The 16,404-nt window shown below is 71.3% G+C and carries 12 protein-coding genes; 6 read left to right on the top strand and 6 right to left on the bottom strand.

Features of this window, described 5'->3' with window-relative positions; translation table 11 throughout:
- Positions 1 to 49 precede the first annotated feature (49 nt).
- Positions 50 to 3,553 carry a methionine synthase gene (gene metH, locus ABZ562_RS16960; protein WP_361479471.1) on the bottom strand — a complete coding sequence of 1,168 codons (3,504 nt, stop codon included), beginning with the start codon at positions 3,551 to 3,553 and terminating at the stop codon, positions 50 to 52.
- A gap of 236 nt (positions 3,554 to 3,789) precedes the next feature.
- Between metH and ABZ562_RS16955 the strand changes: the two genes are divergently transcribed.
- The 6 genes from ABZ562_RS16955 (at position 3,790) to ABZ562_RS16930 (ending at position 10,404) form a co-directional block, all read left to right on the top strand.
- Positions 3,790 to 4,554, top strand: coding sequence for an IclR family transcriptional regulator (locus ABZ562_RS16955; protein WP_361479468.1), 765 nt, complete (start codon positions 3,790 to 3,792; stop codon positions 4,552 to 4,554).
- Positions 4,555 to 4,877: 323 nt separating this feature from the next.
- Positions 4,878 to 5,672: an MIP/aquaporin family protein gene (locus ABZ562_RS16950; protein WP_361479465.1), complete on the top strand. Its 795-nt coding sequence runs from the start codon at positions 4,878 to 4,880 to the stop codon at positions 5,670 to 5,672.
- Between the two features lie 37 nt (positions 5,673 to 5,709).
- Positions 5,710 to 7,257, top strand: coding sequence for a glycerol kinase GlpK (gene glpK, locus ABZ562_RS16945; protein ID WP_361479462.1), 1,548 nt, complete (start codon positions 5,710 to 5,712; stop codon positions 7,255 to 7,257).
- Between the two features lie 5 nt (positions 7,258 to 7,262).
- Positions 7,263 to 8,873 carry a glycerol-3-phosphate dehydrogenase/oxidase gene (locus ABZ562_RS16940; protein WP_361479459.1) on the top strand — a complete coding sequence of 537 codons (1,611 nt, stop codon included), beginning with the start codon at positions 7,263 to 7,265 and terminating at the stop codon, positions 8,871 to 8,873.
- A 279-nt stretch (positions 8,874 to 9,152) separates the two neighbouring features.
- A complete protein-coding gene (locus ABZ562_RS16935; RefSeq protein WP_361479456.1) occupies positions 9,153 to 9,623 on the top strand; it encodes a hypothetical protein in 471 nt (156 codons plus the stop codon).
- Between the two features lie 109 nt (positions 9,624 to 9,732).
- Entirely contained in the window at positions 9,733 to 10,404 is a 672-nt protein-coding gene (locus ABZ562_RS16930) for a FadR/GntR family transcriptional regulator (RefSeq protein ID WP_361479453.1), read from the top strand.
- A 272-nt stretch (positions 10,405 to 10,676) separates the two neighbouring features.
- Here the strand turns inward: ABZ562_RS16930 and ABZ562_RS16925 are convergent, their stop codons facing one another.
- From ABZ562_RS16925 to ABZ562_RS16905, 5 genes are read right to left on the bottom strand one after another with little or no spacing between them, the layout of a single operon-like run.
- Positions 10,677 to 11,525: an amidohydrolase family protein gene (locus ABZ562_RS16925; protein ID WP_361479857.1), complete on the bottom strand. Its 849-nt coding sequence runs from the start codon at positions 11,523 to 11,525 to the stop codon at positions 10,677 to 10,679.
- A gap of 29 nt (positions 11,526 to 11,554) precedes the next feature.
- On the bottom strand, positions 11,555 to 12,550 hold the full coding sequence (locus tag ABZ562_RS16920) for an aldo/keto reductase (protein ID WP_361479450.1): 996 nt from the start codon (positions 12,548 to 12,550) through the stop codon (positions 11,555 to 11,557).
- Positions 12,551 to 12,589: 39 nt separating this feature from the next.
- Positions 12,590 to 13,630, bottom strand: coding sequence for an ABC transporter permease (locus tag ABZ562_RS16915; protein ID WP_361479447.1), 1,041 nt, complete (start codon positions 13,628 to 13,630; stop codon positions 12,590 to 12,592).
- A complete protein-coding gene (locus ABZ562_RS16910; RefSeq protein ID WP_361479444.1) occupies positions 13,627 to 15,249 on the bottom strand; it encodes a sugar ABC transporter ATP-binding protein in 1,623 nt (540 codons plus the stop codon). The genes ABZ562_RS16915 and ABZ562_RS16910 overlap by 4 nt, the downstream gene beginning before the upstream one ends.
- 2 nt (positions 15,250 to 15,251) lie before the next feature.
- On the bottom strand, positions 15,252 to 16,286 hold the full coding sequence (locus ABZ562_RS16905; RefSeq protein WP_361479441.1) for a sugar ABC transporter substrate-binding protein: 1,035 nt from the start codon (positions 16,284 to 16,286) through the stop codon (positions 15,252 to 15,254).
- Between the last annotated feature and the right edge of the window lie 118 nt (positions 16,287 to 16,404).

Below are 16,404 nucleotides of genomic sequence, written 5' to 3'. Positions count from 1 at the left end.
CAGTCTACGACGCGGGGCGTCGCGGCGCCTCCTGTCGGGCGCCCACCGGTTACCGGGCGTTGAAGTACTTGGCCTCCGGGTGATGGATGACGATCGCGTCGGTCGACTGCTCGGGGTGCAGCTGGAACTCCTCGGAGAGCTTCACCCCGATCCGCTCCGGCTCCAGCAGATCGGCGATCTTCGCCCGGTCCTCCAGGTCGGGGCAGGCGCCGTAGCCGAGCGAGAAGCGCGCGCCGCGGTACTTCAGCGCGAACATGTCCTCGATGTCGCCGGGGTCCTCACCGGCGAAGCCCAGCTCGGACCGGACCCGGGCGTGCCAGTACTCCGCCAGCGCCTCGGCGAGCTGCACGGACAGCCCGTGCAGCTCCAGGTAGTCGCGGTAGGAGTCGGCGGCGAACAGCTCGGCGGTCGCCTCGCCGATCTTCGAGCCGACGGTGACCACCTGGAGCCCGACCACATCGGTCTCGCCGGACTCCTCGGGCCGGAAGAAGTCCGCCAGGCACAGGCGGCGGCCCCGGCGCTGGCGCGGGAAGGTGAAGCGGGTCCGCTCGCTGCCGTCGTCGTTGAGCAGGACGAGGTCGTCGCCCTTGGAGACGCAGGGGAAGTAGCCGTAGACCACGGCGGCCTCCAGCAGGTTCTCCGTACGCAGCCTGTCCAGCCAGCCGCGCAGCCGCGGGCGCCCCTCGGACTCCACCAGCTCCGCGTAGCTCGGCCCGTCGCCCGTACGGGCCTCCTTGAGCCCCCACTGGCCCTTGAACAGCGCGCCCTCGTCCAGCCAGGACGCGTAGTCGACCTGCTGGATGCCCTTGACGACGCGGGTGCCCCAGAAGGGCGGGGTGGGCACCGGGTTGTCGGTGGCCACGTCGGAGCGCGCGGGGCCCTCCGGCTCCGGGTCGCTCAGGCCTACGTCCCGCTTGGGCACGCGGCGCTGCTTGAGGGCGGGCAGCTCCGCGCCGGGGACGCCGCGCTTGACGGCGATGAGGGCGTCCATCAGGCGCAGGCCCTCGAAGGCGTCGCGGGCGTAGCGGACCTCGCCCTCGTAGATCTCGTGGAGGTCCTGTTCGACGTAGGCGCGGGTGAGGGCGGCCCCGCCGAGGATGACGGGGTAGTCGGCGGCCAGGCTGCGCTGGTTCAGCTCCTCCAGGTTCTCCTTCATGATCACCGTGGACTTCACCAGCAGCCCCGACATGCCGATGACGTCGGCGCGGTGCTCCTGGGCGGCGTCCAGGATCGCGGAGACCGGCTGCTTGATGCCGAGGTTGACGACGTTGTAGCCGTTGTTGGAGAGGATGATGTCGACGAGGTTCTTGCCGATGTCGTGGACGTCGCCGCGGACGGTGGCGAGCACGATGGTGCCCTTGCCCTCGTCGTCGGACTTCTCCATGTGCGGCTCCAGATGGGCCACCGCGGTCTTCATCACCTCGGCGGACTGGAGCACGAACGGCAGCTGCATCTGGCCGGAGCCGAACAGCTCACCGACGACCTTCATGCCCTCCAGCAGCGTCTCGTTGACGATGTCCAGGGCGGGCCGCTCGGCGAGGGCTTCGTCGAGGTCGGCCTCCAGGCCGTTGCGCTCGCCGTCGATGATGCGCCGCTGGAGGCGCTCGTCCAGCGGCAGGGCGGCCAGTTCCTCGGCCTTGCCCGCCTTCAGGGACTTCGCGGTGGCGCCCTCGAACAGCGCCATCAGCTTCTGCAGCGGGTCGTACCCCTCGGCGCGCCGGTCGTAGATCAGGTCCAGGGCCGTGGTGACCTGCTCCTCGTCGAACCGCGCGATCGGCAGGATCTTGCTCGCGTGCACGATCGCCGAGTCCAGCCCGGCCTTGACGCACTCGTCCAGGAAGACGGAGTTGAGGAGGATGCGGGCGGCCGGGTTGAGGCCGAAGGAGATGTTCGACAGCCCCAGCGTGGTCTGCACATCGGGGTGACGGCGCTTCAGCTCGCGGATCGCCTCGATGGTGTTGACGCCGTCCTTGCGGGACTCCTCCTGACCGGTACAGATGGTGAAGGTCAGGCAGTCGATGAGGATGTCGGACTCGTGGATGCCCCAGTTGCCGGTCAGGTCGGCGATGATCCGCTCGGCGATCTCCACCTTGTGCTCGGCGGTGCGGGCCTGGCCCTCCTCGTCGATGGTCAGCGCGATCAGCGCGGCGCCGTGTTCCCGGGCGAGCCGGGTGACCCTGGCGAAGCGGGACTCGGGGCCGTCGCCGTCCTCGTAGTTGACCGAGTTGATGACCGCGCGGCCGCCCAGCTTCTCCAGTCCGGCCTGGATGACGTCCACCTCGGTGGAGTCCAGCACGATGGGCAGGGTGGAGGCGGTGGCGAAGCGGCCGGCCAGCTCCCGCATGTCGGCGACGCCGTCGCGGCCGACGTAGTCCACGCACAGGTCGAGCAGATGGGCACCCTCGCGGATCTGCTCACGGGCGATCTCCACGCAGTCGTCCCAGCGGCCCTCCAGCATGGCCTCGCGGAACTTCTTCGACCCGTTGGCGTTCGTCCGCTCCCCGATGGCCAGGTACGAGGTGTCCTGGCGGAACGGCACCGTCTGGTACAGCGAGGCGGCGCCCGGCTCGGGGCGCGGGTCGCGCGCGGTCGGGGTCAGGTCGCGGACCCGCTCGACGACCTGGCGCAGATGCTCGGGCGTGGTGCCGCAGCAGCCGCCGACCAGGGACATCCCGTACTCGCGGACGAAGGTCTCCTGGGCGTCGGCCAGCTCGCCCGGGGTGAGCGGGTAGTGGGCGCCGTCCTTGCCGAGGACCGGCAGGCCCGCGTTCGGCATGCACGACAGGGGCACGCGGGCGTGGCGGGCGAGGTAGCGCAGGTGCTCGCTCATCTCGGCCGGGCCGGTGGCGCAGTTCAGGCCGATCATGTCGATGCCCAGCGGCTCCAGCGCGGTCAGCGCCGCGCCGATCTCGGAGCCCAGCAGCATGGTGCCGGTGGTCTCGACGGTGACCGAGCAGATGATGGGCAGGTTGCTGCCGGTGGCGTCCAGGGCACGGCGGGCGCCGAGGACCGCGGCCTTGGTCTGCAGCAGGTCCTGGGTGGTCTCGACCAGGAGGGCGTCCGCACCACCGGCGATCATGCCTTCGGCGTTCTGCTGATAGGCGTCGCGCAGCGTGGTGTACGGGGCGTGGCCGAGGGTGGGGAGCTTGGTGCCGGGGCCCATCGAGCCGAGCACCCAGCGGTGGCGCCCGTCGGCGGCGAACTCGTCGGCCACCTCTCGGGCGATCCGGACGCCCGCCTCGGACAGCTCGTAGACCCGCTCGGGGATGTCGTACTCGCCCAGCGCCGCGTGGTTGGCGCCGAAGGTGTTCGTCTCGACGCAGTCCACGCCCACCTCGAAGTACGCCTCGTGGACCGAGCGGACGATGTCGGGGCGGGTGATGTTCAGGATCTCGTTGCAGCCCTCGAGCTGCTGGAAGTCGTCGAGGCTGGGGTCCTGCGCCTGGAGCATCGTGCCCATCGCGCCGTCGGCGACCACCACGCGGGAGGCAAGTGCCTCGCGGAGGGCGTCGACTCGGACGGCGGATGCGGACGATGACGTGTGCGAGGCCATGGATGTGCTCCCTGGAGTGCGACGGCTGTCGGCTTTGCGCCCTCGCTCGGGGAGGACGCACCAGGCCAGCCTAGCTGCCGGGCGCAAGGGGCAGGTGTCCGTCCCAGCACCCGGACGAACATCCTTCGGTCGGCCGTCGCGGACTGGTGATCATTGACGTTCGGCTCCCTGTACCGCGGAGTCGGCATGGACCGATAGTGTTCAGCATTGTCGAACCGCAGTCAGGAGGGTTGGCGATGGCACGGAACATCCAGTCGCTGGAGCGGGCTGCCGCGATGCTACGCCTGCTCGCCGGGGGCGAGCGCCGGCTGGGACTGTCCGACATCGCCTCCACCCTCGGCCTCGCCAAGGGGACCGCCCACGGCATCCTGCGCACCCTCCAGCAGGAGGGGTTCGTCGAACAGGACGAGAACTCGGGCCGCTATCAGCTGGGCGCCGAGCTGCTGCGGCTGGGCAACAGCTATCTGGACGTCCACGAACTGCGCGCCCGGGCCCTGGTGTGGACGGACGACCTGGCGCGCTCCAGCGGCGAGAGCGTCTACCTCGGCGTGCTGCACCAGCAGGGCGTGCTCATCGTCCACCATGTCTTCCGGCCGGACGACAGCCGTCAGGTGCTGGAGGTCGGCGCCATGCAGCCGCTGCACTCCACCGCCCTGGGCAAGGTGCTCTCGGCGTACGACCCGGTGGCGCACAGCGAGGCGACCGAGGGCGACCGGAAGCCGTTCACCCCGCGCACGGTGACCGAGACGGACGCGTTCGAGGGTGTTCTGGCGCTCACCCGGGCGCGCGGCTGGGGCTCGGACGTGGAGGAGACCTGGGAGGGCGTCGCCTCGGTCGCGGCCCCGGTGCACGACCGGCGGCGGCTGCCGGTGGGGGCGGTGGGGATCGCGGGCGCGGTGGAGCGGGTGTGCGCGGACGGGGAGCTGCGCTCCGACCTGATCGCCGCCGTACGGGACTGCGCGCGGGCGGTCTCCCGCGACCTGGGCGCCGGCCGCTTCTGACCCCGGCGCCGACCCCGGCCCCTCCCCTGGCCCGGCGTAGACCCGCCCCCACCTGGACCGGGAGCCTGACCAGGACCTTTGGCCAGGTCGATGGTCATTCATCACGGTTTCACATCCTCCGCAGTTTTCCTCCACAGGACTCTTGACGGGGTCTTCGCCGTGAAGAAAACTGCCGTTCATCGGTCGGCATTGTCGAACACCTGACGACAATATTCGCTATGGTGGACTCGCCGCGGGCCGACCAACGCCCTCCCACGAGGGCGCGGATCCTCGGCGGGACCGGGGGTTCGCCTTCCCCTGGACGAAGGACAAAGGAGTCGCGGGTGTCCAGCTCCGACATCTTCATCGGCGAGACCATCGGTACCGCCGTACTCACCCTGCTCGGCTGTGGTGTCGTCGCAGGCGTTCTCTTGAAGCGGTCCAAGGCGTTCGACGCGGGATGGCTGGCGATCACCTTCGGGTGGGGCTTCGCCGTCCTCACGGGCGCGTACATCTCGGCGCCGCTCTCCGGTGCGCACCTCAACCCGGCGGTGACGCTCGGCCTCGCGATCGAGGGCGGCACCGAGTGGAGCGACGTACCGGTCTACTTCCTCGGGCAGATCACCGGCGCCATGATCGGCGCGGTGCTGATGTGGATCGCGTACGTGGGCCACTTCCGGGCGCATCTCACCGACCGCGAGATCGTCGGCGGTCCGGGCGCCCAGGACACGAAGACGGCCGACGCCGCTCAGGCCAGCGACGCGGGCCCGGTGCTGGGGATCTTCTCCACCGGCCCGGAGATCCGCAACACCGCCCAGAACCTGGCCACCGAGATCATCGCCACCACGGTGCTGGTCCTCGCCATCCTCACCCAGGGTCTGAACGGCGAGGGCAAGGGCCTGGGCGTGATCGGCGTCCTGATCACCGCCCTGGTCGTGGTCGGCATCGGCCTCTCGCTCGGCGGCCCGACCGGCTACGCCATCAACCCGGTCCGTGACCTGGGCCCGCGCATCGTGCACGCCCTCCTGCCGCTGCCCAACAAGGGTGGCTCGGACTGGGGCTACGCCTGGATCCCCGTCGTCGGCCCGCTCCTCGGTGGAGCCCTCGCCGGCGGCATCTACCAGATCGCCTTCGCCTAGCCCCCACCCCATCGGACTCGCAGGAGAGCAACCCACCATGACCGACACCCACACCACGAGCGCCTCCTCCCACGGACACGGTCCGTTCATCGCCGCCATCGACCAGGGCACCACGTCCAGCCGCTGCATCGTCTTCGACCGGGACGGGCGCATCGTCTCGGTCGACCAGAAGGAGCACGAGCAGATTTTCCCCAAGCCGGGCTGGGTCGAACACAACGCGGCCGAGATCTGGCAGAACGTGCAGGAGGTCGTGACCGGCGCGATCACCAAGGCCGAGATCACCTCCGCCGACGTCAAGGCGATCGGCATCACCAACCAGCGCGAGACCACCCTGCTGTGGGACAAGAACACCGGTGAGCCGGTGCACAACGCGCTGGTGTGGCAGGACACCCGCACCGACGCCCTGTGCCGGGAGCTGGGCCGCAACGTCGGCCAGGACCGCTTCCGCCGCGAGACGGGCCTGCCCCTGGCGTCCTACTTCGCCGGGCCCAAGATCCGCTGGCTGCTGGACAACGTCGAGGGCCTGCGCGAGCGGGCCGAGGCGGGCGAGATCCTCTTCGGCACCATGGACTCCTGGGTCATCTGGAACCTGACCGGCGGGGTCGACGGCGGGGTGCACGTCACCGACGTCACCAACGCCTCCCGCACCATGCTGATGAACCTCCACACCCTCGACTGGGACCAGAAGATCCTGCACTCGATGGACATCCCGGCCGCCGTGCTGCCGGAGATCCGCTCCTCCGCGGAGGTCTACGGGCACACCGCCGACGGCATCCTCGCGGGCGTGCCCGTCGCCTCCGCGCTCGGCGACCAGCAGGCGGCCCTGTTCGGCCAGACCTGCTTCGCCGAGGGCGAGGCCAAGTCCACCTACGGCACCGGCACCTTCCTGCTGATGAACACCGCCGACAAGCCGGTCAACTCCTACAACGGCCTGCTGACCACCGTCGGCTACCGGATCGGCGACCAGAAGCCGGTGTACGCCCTGGAGGGCTCCATCGCGGTCACCGGTTCGCTGGTGCAGTGGATGCGCGACCAGATGGGGCTGATCAACAGCGCCGCCGAGATCGAGACCCTGGCCAGCTCGGTGGAGGACAACGGCGGCGCGTACTTCGTGCCCGCGTTCTCCGGCCTGTTCGCCCCGTACTGGCGCGACGACGCGCGCGGCGTGATCGCGGGCCTGACCCGCTACGTCACCAAGGCGCACATCGCGCGGGCCGTGCTGGAGGCCACCGCCTGGCAGACCCGCGAGATCGTCGACGCGATGACCAAGGACTCCGGCGTCGAGCTGACCGCGCTCAAGGTCGACGGCGGCATGACCTCCAACAACCTGCTGATGCAGACCCTCTCGGACGCCCTCGACGCACCCGTGGTGCGCCCGATGGTCGCCGAGACCACCTGCCTCGGCGCCGCCTACGCCGCCGGCCTGGCCGTCGGCTTCTGGCCGGACACCGACGCGCTGCGCGCCAACTGGCGCCGGGCCGCCGAGTGGACCCCCCGTATGGACGCGGACATACGGGACCGCGAGTACAAGAACTGGCTCAAGGCCGTGCAGCGGACCATGGGCTGGATCGAGGACGAGGAGTAATCCCAATGACCCCCCTGCAGAGCGTTCCTTCCCTCGGGACGCACCCGGCTGCCGGTTCGCACCCGACCCGCGCCGAAACCCGGGAACAGCTGTCCAAGGCTTCGTACGACCTCCTGGTGATCGGCGGCGGCATCCTGGGCATCACCACTGCCTGGCACGCCGCGCAGTCCGGACTGCGGGTGGCCATGGTGGACGCCGGCGACTTCGCCGGCGCCACCTCCTCCGCCTCCTCCAAGCTGCTCCACGGCGGCCTGCGCTATCTCCAGACCGGCGCGGTCAAGCTCGTCGCCGAGAACCACTTCGAGCGGCGCGCCGTCTCGCGCAGCGTCGCGCCCCACCTGTCCAACCCGCTCACCTTCTACCTGCCGGTCTACAAGGGCGGCCCGCACGGCGCGGCCAAGCTGGGCGCGGGTGTCTTCGCGTACTCGGCGCTCTCCGCGTTCCGTGACGGCGTCGGCCATGTGATCAACGCCGAGAAGGCCGCGCGGGACGTCCCGGAGCTGCGCACCGAGGGGCTGCGGGCGGTCGCCGTGTACGGCGACGGGCAGATGAACGACAGCCGCATGGCCCTGATGACGGTCCGGGCCGCGGTCGACGCGGGCGCCACCGTCCTCAACCACGCCGAGGTCACCGGGCTGCGCAAGACCGGCGGCCGGGTCACCGGGGCGGAGCTGAAGGACCGCACCGACGGCACCGAGTTCGGCGTCGACGCCCGGCTGGTGCTCAACGCCACCGGCCCGTGGGTGGACCACCTGCGCCGGATGGAGGACCCGCACGCGGCGCCGTCCATCCGCCTCTCCAAGGGCGCTCACCTGGTCCTCAAGCGCACCTCCCCCTGGCGGGCGGCGCTGGCGACGCCCATCGACAAGTACCGCATCACCTTCGCCCTCCCCTGGGAGGACATGCTGCTGCTGGGCACCACCGACGAGCCGTACGAGGGCGACCCGGCCGACGTCGCGGTCAACGAGGCGGACATCACCCAGATCCTGGACGAGGCCGCCTTCTCCATCCGCGACCAGCAGCTCTCCCGCGATCTGATCACCTACTCGTTCGCGGGGCTTCGGGTGCTGCCCGGCGGCCCCGGCGACACCGCCAAGGCCAAGCGGGAGACGGTGGTCACCGAGGGCAAGGGCGGCATGCTCTCCATAGCCGGCGGCAAGTGGACCACCTTCCGCCACATCGGCCGCACCGTGATGAGCAAGCTCGCCCAGCTGCCGGGCCGCCCGCTCGCGGACGACATGGAGCCGGTCGGGCAGCTGCCCAAGCACATGCCGCTGCCGGGCCTGGCCAATCCGCACGCGGTCGCCCACCGGCTGCTGGTGGACGGCGGTACGCCCGGCCCGCGCATGGCCGCGGACACCGCGCGCCATCTGGCGACCCACTACGGTTCGCTCTCCTTCGACATCGCGCGGCTGGCGAGCGGCGACGCGGCGCTCGCCGAGCGGATCCACCCGGACGCCCCGGAGATCTGGGCCCAGGTGGTCTACGCCCGTGATCACGAGTGGGCGCAGACGGCGGACGACGTGCTGCGGCGCCGCACCACGCTGACGATCCGCGGTCTGGACGACGACGGCATCCGCGGGCGGGTCGAGGAGCTGCTGGCCAAGCGCGGCTGACGGCAGGCGGCAGGCGGGCGGCCGGGTGAGGAGATCTTTCTCCTCACCCGGCCGCCCGTTTGTCGCTGCCCGTTGCTGCCTGTCGCTGCTTGTCACTGTGCGGGGTGCGACCTTACTCGCGCGTTAAATAGTTGCGGAATCACTCTTGCCTTCTTCGGCTGCGCGCGCGTCAATAGCTTCCGCCCGCACGGCACATGACGGACCGTCAGCGCGTGCGGTCGCACCGCACCCCCCACAAGCCCACCGCTCACTTCCCCCACTTCCGGAAGGCAGTCCCCCATGAGACGCATCAAGCTCGGGATCGGCACGGCAATGGGAGCAGCAGCACTGGCCGCCGGCGCGCTCGCGCTGGCGCCGAGCGCGGTCGCGGTCACCCCGACCACCGCGACCATCACGGCCGAGTGCGGAACATTCGGTTCGGGCCTCGCGACGCTGACGGCCACGCAGAACGGCACCGCCGCGACCATCACCCTCTCCTCGGGTGCGATCAAGGCGCCGATCGACGTCCCGGCGGGCGCGGTCGCCTCCACCCTGACGCTGTCGAAGAACGGCTCCGGCACCACGACGTTCACCGGCAACGCCAACCCGGCGATCAAGACCGGCTCCGATGTGACCACCGGCCCGCTCAAGGGCACCGTGGCCGCGGGCGACAAGCTGGAGGCCAAGTCGCTGAAGCTGGTGATCTTCGGCCTGATCACGGTCAACTGCACCGCCACCTCGGCCCAGTCCCCGGGCCCCTTCACCTTCTGAGCCACCTCGGCGGAAGCCGGCAGCGGACCGGCGGCGTCCCTGAAGACGCCGCCGGTCCGCGCGCGTCATAATGGACCCATACATCGGATGTTTCACCCGGAGGTCCATCATGGCGGTCACCGACGAGGCGATCGAAAAAATCAAGGGCATGATCGTCTCGGGTGCGCTGCGCCCGGGTGACCGGCTTCCCAAGGAGAGCGAGCTGGCCGCGGACCTGGGCCTGTCCCGCAACTCGCTGCGCGAGGCCGTCCGCGCGCTGTCCCTGATCCGCATCCTCGACGTACGGCAGGGCGACGGTACGTACGTCACCAGCCTCGACCCCCAGTTGCTGCTGGAGGCGCTGAGCTTCGTGGTCGACTTCCACCGGGACGACACCGTCCTGGAGTTCCTGGCCGTGCGCCGCATCCTGGAGCCCGCGGCGACGGCGCAGGCGTGCGGCCGGATCAGCGACGCCGCGCTGGACGCGCTCGGCGCCCAGCTGGACGCGCTGGGGCAGACGCCGTCGGTGGAGGAGCTGGTCGCCTGCGATCTCGAATTCCACCGGGGGATCGTCCACGCGTCGGGCAATTCGGTGCTGTGCTCCCTCCTGGACGGGCTCTCCGGCCCCACGACCCGCGCCCGCGTCTGGCGCGGCCTCACGCAGGAGGACGCCGTCAGCCGCACCCTGCACGAGCACCGGGCGATCCTGGGCGCGCTCCGGGACCGGGACGCGGAGGCGGCGCGGTCGTGGGCGACGGTGCATGTGGCGAGCGTGGAGCAGTGGCTGCGCTCGACGCTGTGACGGCGGGCCTTTCCCCACCCCGCCCCTTCCCGAACCGGGGCTCCGCCCCGGACCCCGCTGGGGCTCCGCCCCGGACCCCGGCCCGGGGCCGAGGACCGGCCGCCCGCGTTGGGGTGCGGGGGCCGGACCGACCCACCGGGGCACCGCCCCGGCCCCTGGCTCAGGGCGCCACCCCGGACCCCTCGGACGCTCCGCCCCGGAGCCCACAGGGGGCTCCGCCCCCACGCCCCCGGCCCAGGCCGGCGAACGGCCGCGGCGGGGTGGGCTGAGCGCTAGGGTTTCAGGCCGTACGCGCGGGTGGCGCTCGCGCCGAAGACCGAGGCGCGCTCGGCGGCGGTGAGGCCGGCCGTCGCCCGGTCGGCGAGGGACACGACGTCCGCGTACGTCGCGGCCAGTTCGCACACCGGCCAGTCCGACCCGAACAGCACCCGCTCCGGGCCGAACACCTCCAGCACATGGCGGGCGTAGGGCAGCACCTGCTCCGGCTTCCAGGCCGTCCAGTCGGCCTCGGTGACCAGTCCCGACAGCTTGCAGTCGACGTTGGGCAGGGCGGCCAGTTCCGTCAGGAGGCCGGTCCACGGCTCGCGCTCGCCGCCGGCGACCGGCGGTTTCGCCGCGTGGTCGAGGACGAAGCGCACGCCGGGCAGTTCCCGTACCGCCGTGATCGCGGCGGGCAGTTCGCGCGGGGTGACCAGCAGATCGTAGACGAGCCCCGCGTCGGCCGCCGTGGCGAGGCCGCGCCGTACGTCGGGGCGTGCCAGCCAGTCGGGGTCGGCCTCGTCCTGCACCTGGTGCCGCAGTCCGACCAGCCGGTCGCCGCCCGGTCCCGCGGCCAGGGCGGCGAGCACCGCGGGCAGCTCGGGGTCGGTGAGGTCGGCCCAGCCGACGACGCCCGCGATCCGGTCCGAGGCGCCCGCCAGGGCGAGGAGTTCGCGGGTCTCGTCGTACGAGGAGCTGGACTGGACGAGGACCGTGGCGTCGATCCCGTGGGCGTCCAGATGCGGCAGCAGGTCCGCGGGGGTGACGGTGCGGGCGATGGGGTCGGCCCAGGGGCCGTCCATCCACGGCTGCGGCCGGCGGGAGAGGTCCCACAGGTGGTGGTGGGCGTCGATTCGGCTCAGCGGCACGGCATTTCCTCGGGATCGGGAAGTCAGAGCGGCAGCGGGATGTCGTCGTCGAGCAGGCCGCGCTCGACCAGCGCGTGCCACAGCTCGTCGGGGATGTCGTGGCCGAACATCTCGGCGTTGTCCCGCACCTCGGCCGGGGAGGCGCAGCCGACGACGGCGGTGGCCACGGCCGGATGGGCGAAGGGGAAGCGCAGGGCGGCGGCCCGCAGCGGCACCCCGAACTCGGCGCAGACGGTGGCGAGCCGCCGGGCCCGCTCGGCGATCTCCGGCGGGGCCTCCTCGTAGTTGTAGCGCGCGCCGGGGCGGGGGTCGGCGAGCAGGCCGGAGTTGTAGACGCCGCCGACCACCACCGAGGTGCCGCGCCGCTCGCACACCGGCAGCAGGTCGTCGTAGGCGGTGCGCTCCAGCAGGGTCCAGCGCCCGGCACACAGGACGACGTCCACGTCGAGGTCGGCGACGAAGCGGGCGAGGATGTCGCTGAAGTTCATGCCGAAGCCGATGGCCCGGACGAGCTTCTGGTCGCGCAGTTCGGCGAGCGCCGGGAAGGCCGTCTCGTACACCTCGCGGATGTGGTTCTCCGGGTCGTGGACGTAGACGATGTCGAGGGCGTCGACCCCGAGGCGTTCCAGGGAGGACTCCAGGGAGGCGCGGATGCCGTCCCGGGAGAAGTCCCACTCGCGGACGCGGTCGGGGGTGTCCGCGAACCCGTCCGGCTGGACGGGCTCGCCGGGCGCCCGGTCCCGCAGCCGCCGCCCCACCTTGGTGGAGAGCGTGTACGAGCCCCGCCCGCGCCCGGCGAGCGCGCGCCCCAGCCGCTCCTCGGAGAGCCCGACGCCGTAGTGCGGCGCGGTGTCCAGATAGGTGCAGCCGAGTTCCAGGGCGGTGTGGACGGTCGCCAGCGCGCGTTCCTCGGGCACGGCGGCGTACAGATTGGCGAGCGGGGCGCAGCCGAGCCCGAGAGGTGGTACGTAGACGCCCGAGCGCCCCAGTTCGCGCGTCCCTTGGGGTACCTGCGCCATGAGTCCTCGCCTCTGTTCCCTGTTCCCCGGTGCTGTGTGTCAGTCCTGCTTCTCGCCGCTCGCGTAGCGGGAGATGATCAGCGCGACGATGATGATGGAGCCGTTGATGAACTGGTTCCACAGTGGCGGAACGCCGCCGAGGGTCATCACATTGACGACCAATTGCAGCGTAAGCACACCCGTGAGGGCTCCGAAGAGCGTGCCGCGGCCGCCCTTGAGGCTGATGCCGCCGATGACCGCGGCGGCGAACACCTGGAAGATCCAGCCGTTGCCCTGGGTCGCGGCGACCGAGCCGTAGTGGCCGGTGTAGAGGATTCCGGCGAAGGCGGCCAGCACTCCGCCGGCGCTGAGCACGATCCAGGTGATGCGGTCGACGCGGATACCGGCGGCGCGCGCCGCCTCGGGGTTGCCGCCGATCGCGTACAGGGCGCGGCCGTGCCGCAGATACCCCAGCGCGAGGCCGCCGAGCGCGTACAGGCCCAGGCACAGCCAGACGGCGGCGGGCGCGCCCAGCCAGTCGGCCTTGCCGAGGTAGCGGAACGACTCGGGGACGTTGACGATGGACTGCCCCTCGGCGATGCCGACCTGGAGTCCGCGCAGCATGGTGAGCATGCCCAGGGTCGCGATGAAGCCGTTGACGCGCAGCTTGAGCATCAGGAAGCCGTTGGCCGCGCCGATCAGGCCGCCGACCGCCAGGCACAGCGGAATGGCGGTCCATACGGGCAGCAGCCCGAGCCCTGCGAAGCGTGCGCCGTGCGAGGGCAGCACCAGCCAGAGGGCGATCACGGGCGCCACGGCGATGGTGGACTCCAGGGAGAGGTCCATCCGGCCGCTGATCAGGATCAGCGCCTCGCCCAGCACCAGCAGCCCCAGCTCGGTGGACTGCTGGACGACGCCGATCAGGTTGTCCTCGGTGAGGAAGGCGGGCGAGACGATGAAGCCGATCACGCCCAGGACGAAGATCACCGGGACCAGGGACAGATCGCGCCAGCGCGCGATGTCGATCCGCGGACGGCTGCGGGCCCCCGTCGCCCCGTCCGCCACCGCCTCGGCGGGCTGCTGCCGTGCGGTACCGATCATGTCTGTGGTCCTCCCGTGCGGTCTTCGGTTCCCCCGGCCGTGCCGTGCGCCGTGCCGTTCATGCCGTGCGTGTCCGCGGTGCCCGGTTCCGTCATGCCTTCCATCGCGGCGACCAACTGGCGGTCGGTCCAGCCGCTGCCGAACTCGGCCACGACCCGCCCGTGGAAGAAGGCCAGGACCCGGTCGCAGACCCGCAGGTCGTCCAGCTCGTCGGAGACGATCAGCGCGCCGCTCCCGGCCGCCGCCACATCCCGTACGACGCCGAGCAGGGCGTCCTTGGACTTCACGTCCACCCCGGCGGTCGGCCGGATCGCGACCAGCACGCTCGGCTCGCGGGCCAGCGCCCGGGCGATGACGACCTTCTGCTGATTGCCGCCGGACAGGCCCGAGACGGGCTGCGAGGGCCCCGAGGTCTTGATGTCCAGCGAGGTGATCATGCGCTGGGCGAAGGCGCGGGTGCGGGACGGCAGCACCGTGCCGTACGGCCCGAGCTGGTCGGTGACGGTCAGCGTGGCGTTCTCGGCGACGCTGCGGCCCAGGACCAGGCCCTGGTCGTGGCGGTCCTCCGGGACGTAGCCGATGCCCGCGTCGATGGCGTGCGGCACGCTGCCGGGGCGCACCGGCCTGCCCCGTACCAGGACCCGGCCGTCGCCCGGTTTGCGCAGGCCCACCAGGGTCTCGCCGATCGCCGTGTTGCCGCTGGCGGTCGCCCCGGCCAGGCCCAGCACCTCGCCCGGCCGCACCACCAGGTCCAGCGGCGCGAACTCGTCCTCCAGGGTGAGCCCTTCGGTGCGCAGCACCGGTTCGCCGCCCTGGTCGGTCTTCCGCACGGTGACGGGAGCGTGGACGGCGGCCCGGGAGTCGCCCTCCCGGGCGGCTTCGCCGTCGCCGGTCATCGCCGCGACCAGGTTCTCCTTGGGGAGGTCGGCGACGGGGGCGGTCAGCACGTGGCGGGCGTCGCGGAAGACGGTGACGGTGTCGCAGAGGTCGTAGACCTCCTGGAGGTGGTGCGAGATGAACAGGAAGGCGACACCCTGGCGGCGCAGTTCGAGCAGCTTGGTGAAGAGCCGGTCGATGCCGCCCGCGTCGAGCTGTGCGGTGGGCTCGTCGAGGATGATCAGCCGGGCGCCGAAGGACAGGGCGCGGGCGATCTCCACGAACTGCCGCTGTTCGACGCCGAGGTCCTTCGCCCGGGTCCGGGGGTCCACGTCGACGCCGTACTCCCCCAGCAGCGCCCGGGCCTCCTCGCGCAGGGCGCGCCACCGGATGCGCCCGGTGCCCTGGAAGCGGCCCAGGTAGAGGTTCTCGGCGACCGTCAGATGCGGGACCACCATCGACTTCTGGTAGACGCAGGCGACCCGGCGCTGCCAGGCCCGGGTGTCGCCGTAGCCGGGGGCGGGTTCGCCGGAGAAGGTCACCTCGCCCTCGTCCGGGCGCTCCATGCCGGTGAGGACGGACACCAGCGTGGACTTGCCCGCCCCGTTGCGTCCGACGAGGGCGTGCGCCTCCCCGGGGCGCACGGCCAGGTGGGCGTGGTCCAGGGCGACGGTGGGTCCGAAGCGTTTGACGATGCCGTGCGCCCGGACCACGGTGGGCTGTGCTGCCGCTGCCGCTGTCATCGCTACTTCTTTTCGAGCTGGTTGGCCCACAGCTTCGGGTCGTCGACGTTCTTCTTGGTGACCAGCGGCGCCGGAAGCTGGTCCTCCAGACCGTTCTCGATCTTGACGATCTTCGAGCCGTGGTTGGTCGGTCCGGGCTTGAACTTCTCGCCGCCCAGCGCCGCCTTCGCGTAGTTCAGGGCCCACTGGGCGTAGAGGTCGGCGGGCTGGGAGAGGGTGGCGTCGATCTTCCCGGCGCGGATCGCGTCCAGCTCCTCCGGTATGCCGTCGTTGGAGATGATCGTGATGTGGCCCGTCTGTCCCGCGGGCTTGAGCAGCTTCTTCTGCTCCAGCAGCGCCAGGGTGGACTGCAGGAAGGCGCCGCCCGCCTGCATGTAGATGCCGTCGAGCTTGTGGTGCTGGGCCAGCAGGCTCTGCAGCTTCGCGGAGGCGACGTCGCCCTTCCAGTCGGTGGGCAGCTCGTGCACCGTGATGCCGGGGTACTTCTTCTTCATGCAGGAGGCGAACGCCTGCGACCGGTCGCGGCCGTTGATGGAGCTGAGGTCGCCCTGGAGTTCGGCGACCCGGCCCTTGCCGCCCAGCTGCCGGCCGAGGTATTCGCACGCCTTGGTGCCGTACGCCCGGTTGTCGGCCCGCACCACCATGTAGATCTTGCCGGAGTCGGGACGGGTGTCCACGCTGACGACGGGGATCTTCTTCTCCTCCAGCTGCTCCAGGGTGGAGGAGATGGCCCCGGTGTCCTGGGGCGCCATGACGATCGCCTTGGCGCCCTGGTCGGTGAACGCCTGGACGTTGGAGACGAGCTTGGAGATGTCGTTCTGCGAGTTGGACAGCGGGAGCGCGGAGACCGTGCCCTTGTCGATGCCCTTCTCCAGGTACTGCTGGTAGGAGTTCCAGAAGTCCGTGTCGGTGCGCGGCATGTCGATACCGACCTTGCCGCCTCCGGCGCCGTTGCTCTCACGGTTGCAGCCGGCCAGCCCGGCGACGGCGAGCAGCACGGCGCAGGCCGCGGCTCCGGTCGTGCGGAGTCTCGTCATCGAGTCCCGTCCTTGGTCGAGTGGTGCGACGTGCGTGGTGCGGGGTGCGATGGTGCGCGGTGCGATGGTGCGGCGGCGCGGGGTGGTGCGGTGTGCGGTGGCGCGGTGCGGTGCCGCG

The organism is Streptomyces sp. NPDC019937, assembly GCF_040631655.1.
Taxonomy (GTDB): Bacteria; Actinomycetota; Actinomycetes; order Streptomycetales; family Streptomycetaceae; genus Streptomyces.
The sequence above is the reverse complement of the archived record's forward strand: the minus strand, read 5'-3'. Positions and strand labels throughout refer to the sequence as shown.

Excerpts from the sequence above, each read along its gene's own strand:
- ABZ562_RS16955 (WP_361479468.1), top strand. The coding sequence starts at position 3,790 with ATGGCACGGAACATCCAGTCGCTGGAGCGGGCTGCCGCGATGCTACGC.
- ABZ562_RS16930 (WP_361479453.1), top strand. The coding sequence starts at position 9,733 with ATGGCGGTCACCGACGAGGCGATCGAAAAAATCAAGGGCATGATCGTC.
- metH (WP_361479471.1), bottom strand. The coding sequence starts at position 3,553 with ATGGCCTCGCACACGTCATCGTCCGCATCCGCCGTCCGAGTCGACGCC.
- ABZ562_RS16915 (WP_361479447.1), bottom strand. The coding sequence starts at position 13,630 with ATGATCGGTACCGCACGGCAGCAGCCCGCCGAGGCGGTGGCGGACGGG.
- ABZ562_RS16940 (WP_361479459.1), top strand. The coding sequence starts at position 7,263 with ATGACCCCCCTGCAGAGCGTTCCTTCCCTCGGGACGCACCCGGCTGCC.
- ABZ562_RS16920 (WP_361479450.1), bottom strand. The coding sequence starts at position 12,550 with ATGGCGCAGGTACCCCAAGGGACGCGCGAACTGGGGCGCTCGGGCGTC.
- ABZ562_RS16935 (WP_361479456.1), top strand. The coding sequence starts at position 9,153 with ATGAGACGCATCAAGCTCGGGATCGGCACGGCAATGGGAGCAGCAGCA.
- ABZ562_RS16910 (WP_361479444.1), bottom strand. The coding sequence starts at position 15,249 with ATGACAGCGGCAGCGGCAGCACAGCCCACCGTGGTCCGGGCGCACGGC.
- glpK (WP_361479462.1), top strand. The coding sequence starts at position 5,710 with ATGACCGACACCCACACCACGAGCGCCTCCTCCCACGGACACGGTCCG.
- ABZ562_RS16905 (WP_361479441.1), bottom strand. The coding sequence starts at position 16,286 with ATGACGAGACTCCGCACGACCGGAGCCGCGGCCTGCGCCGTGCTGCTC.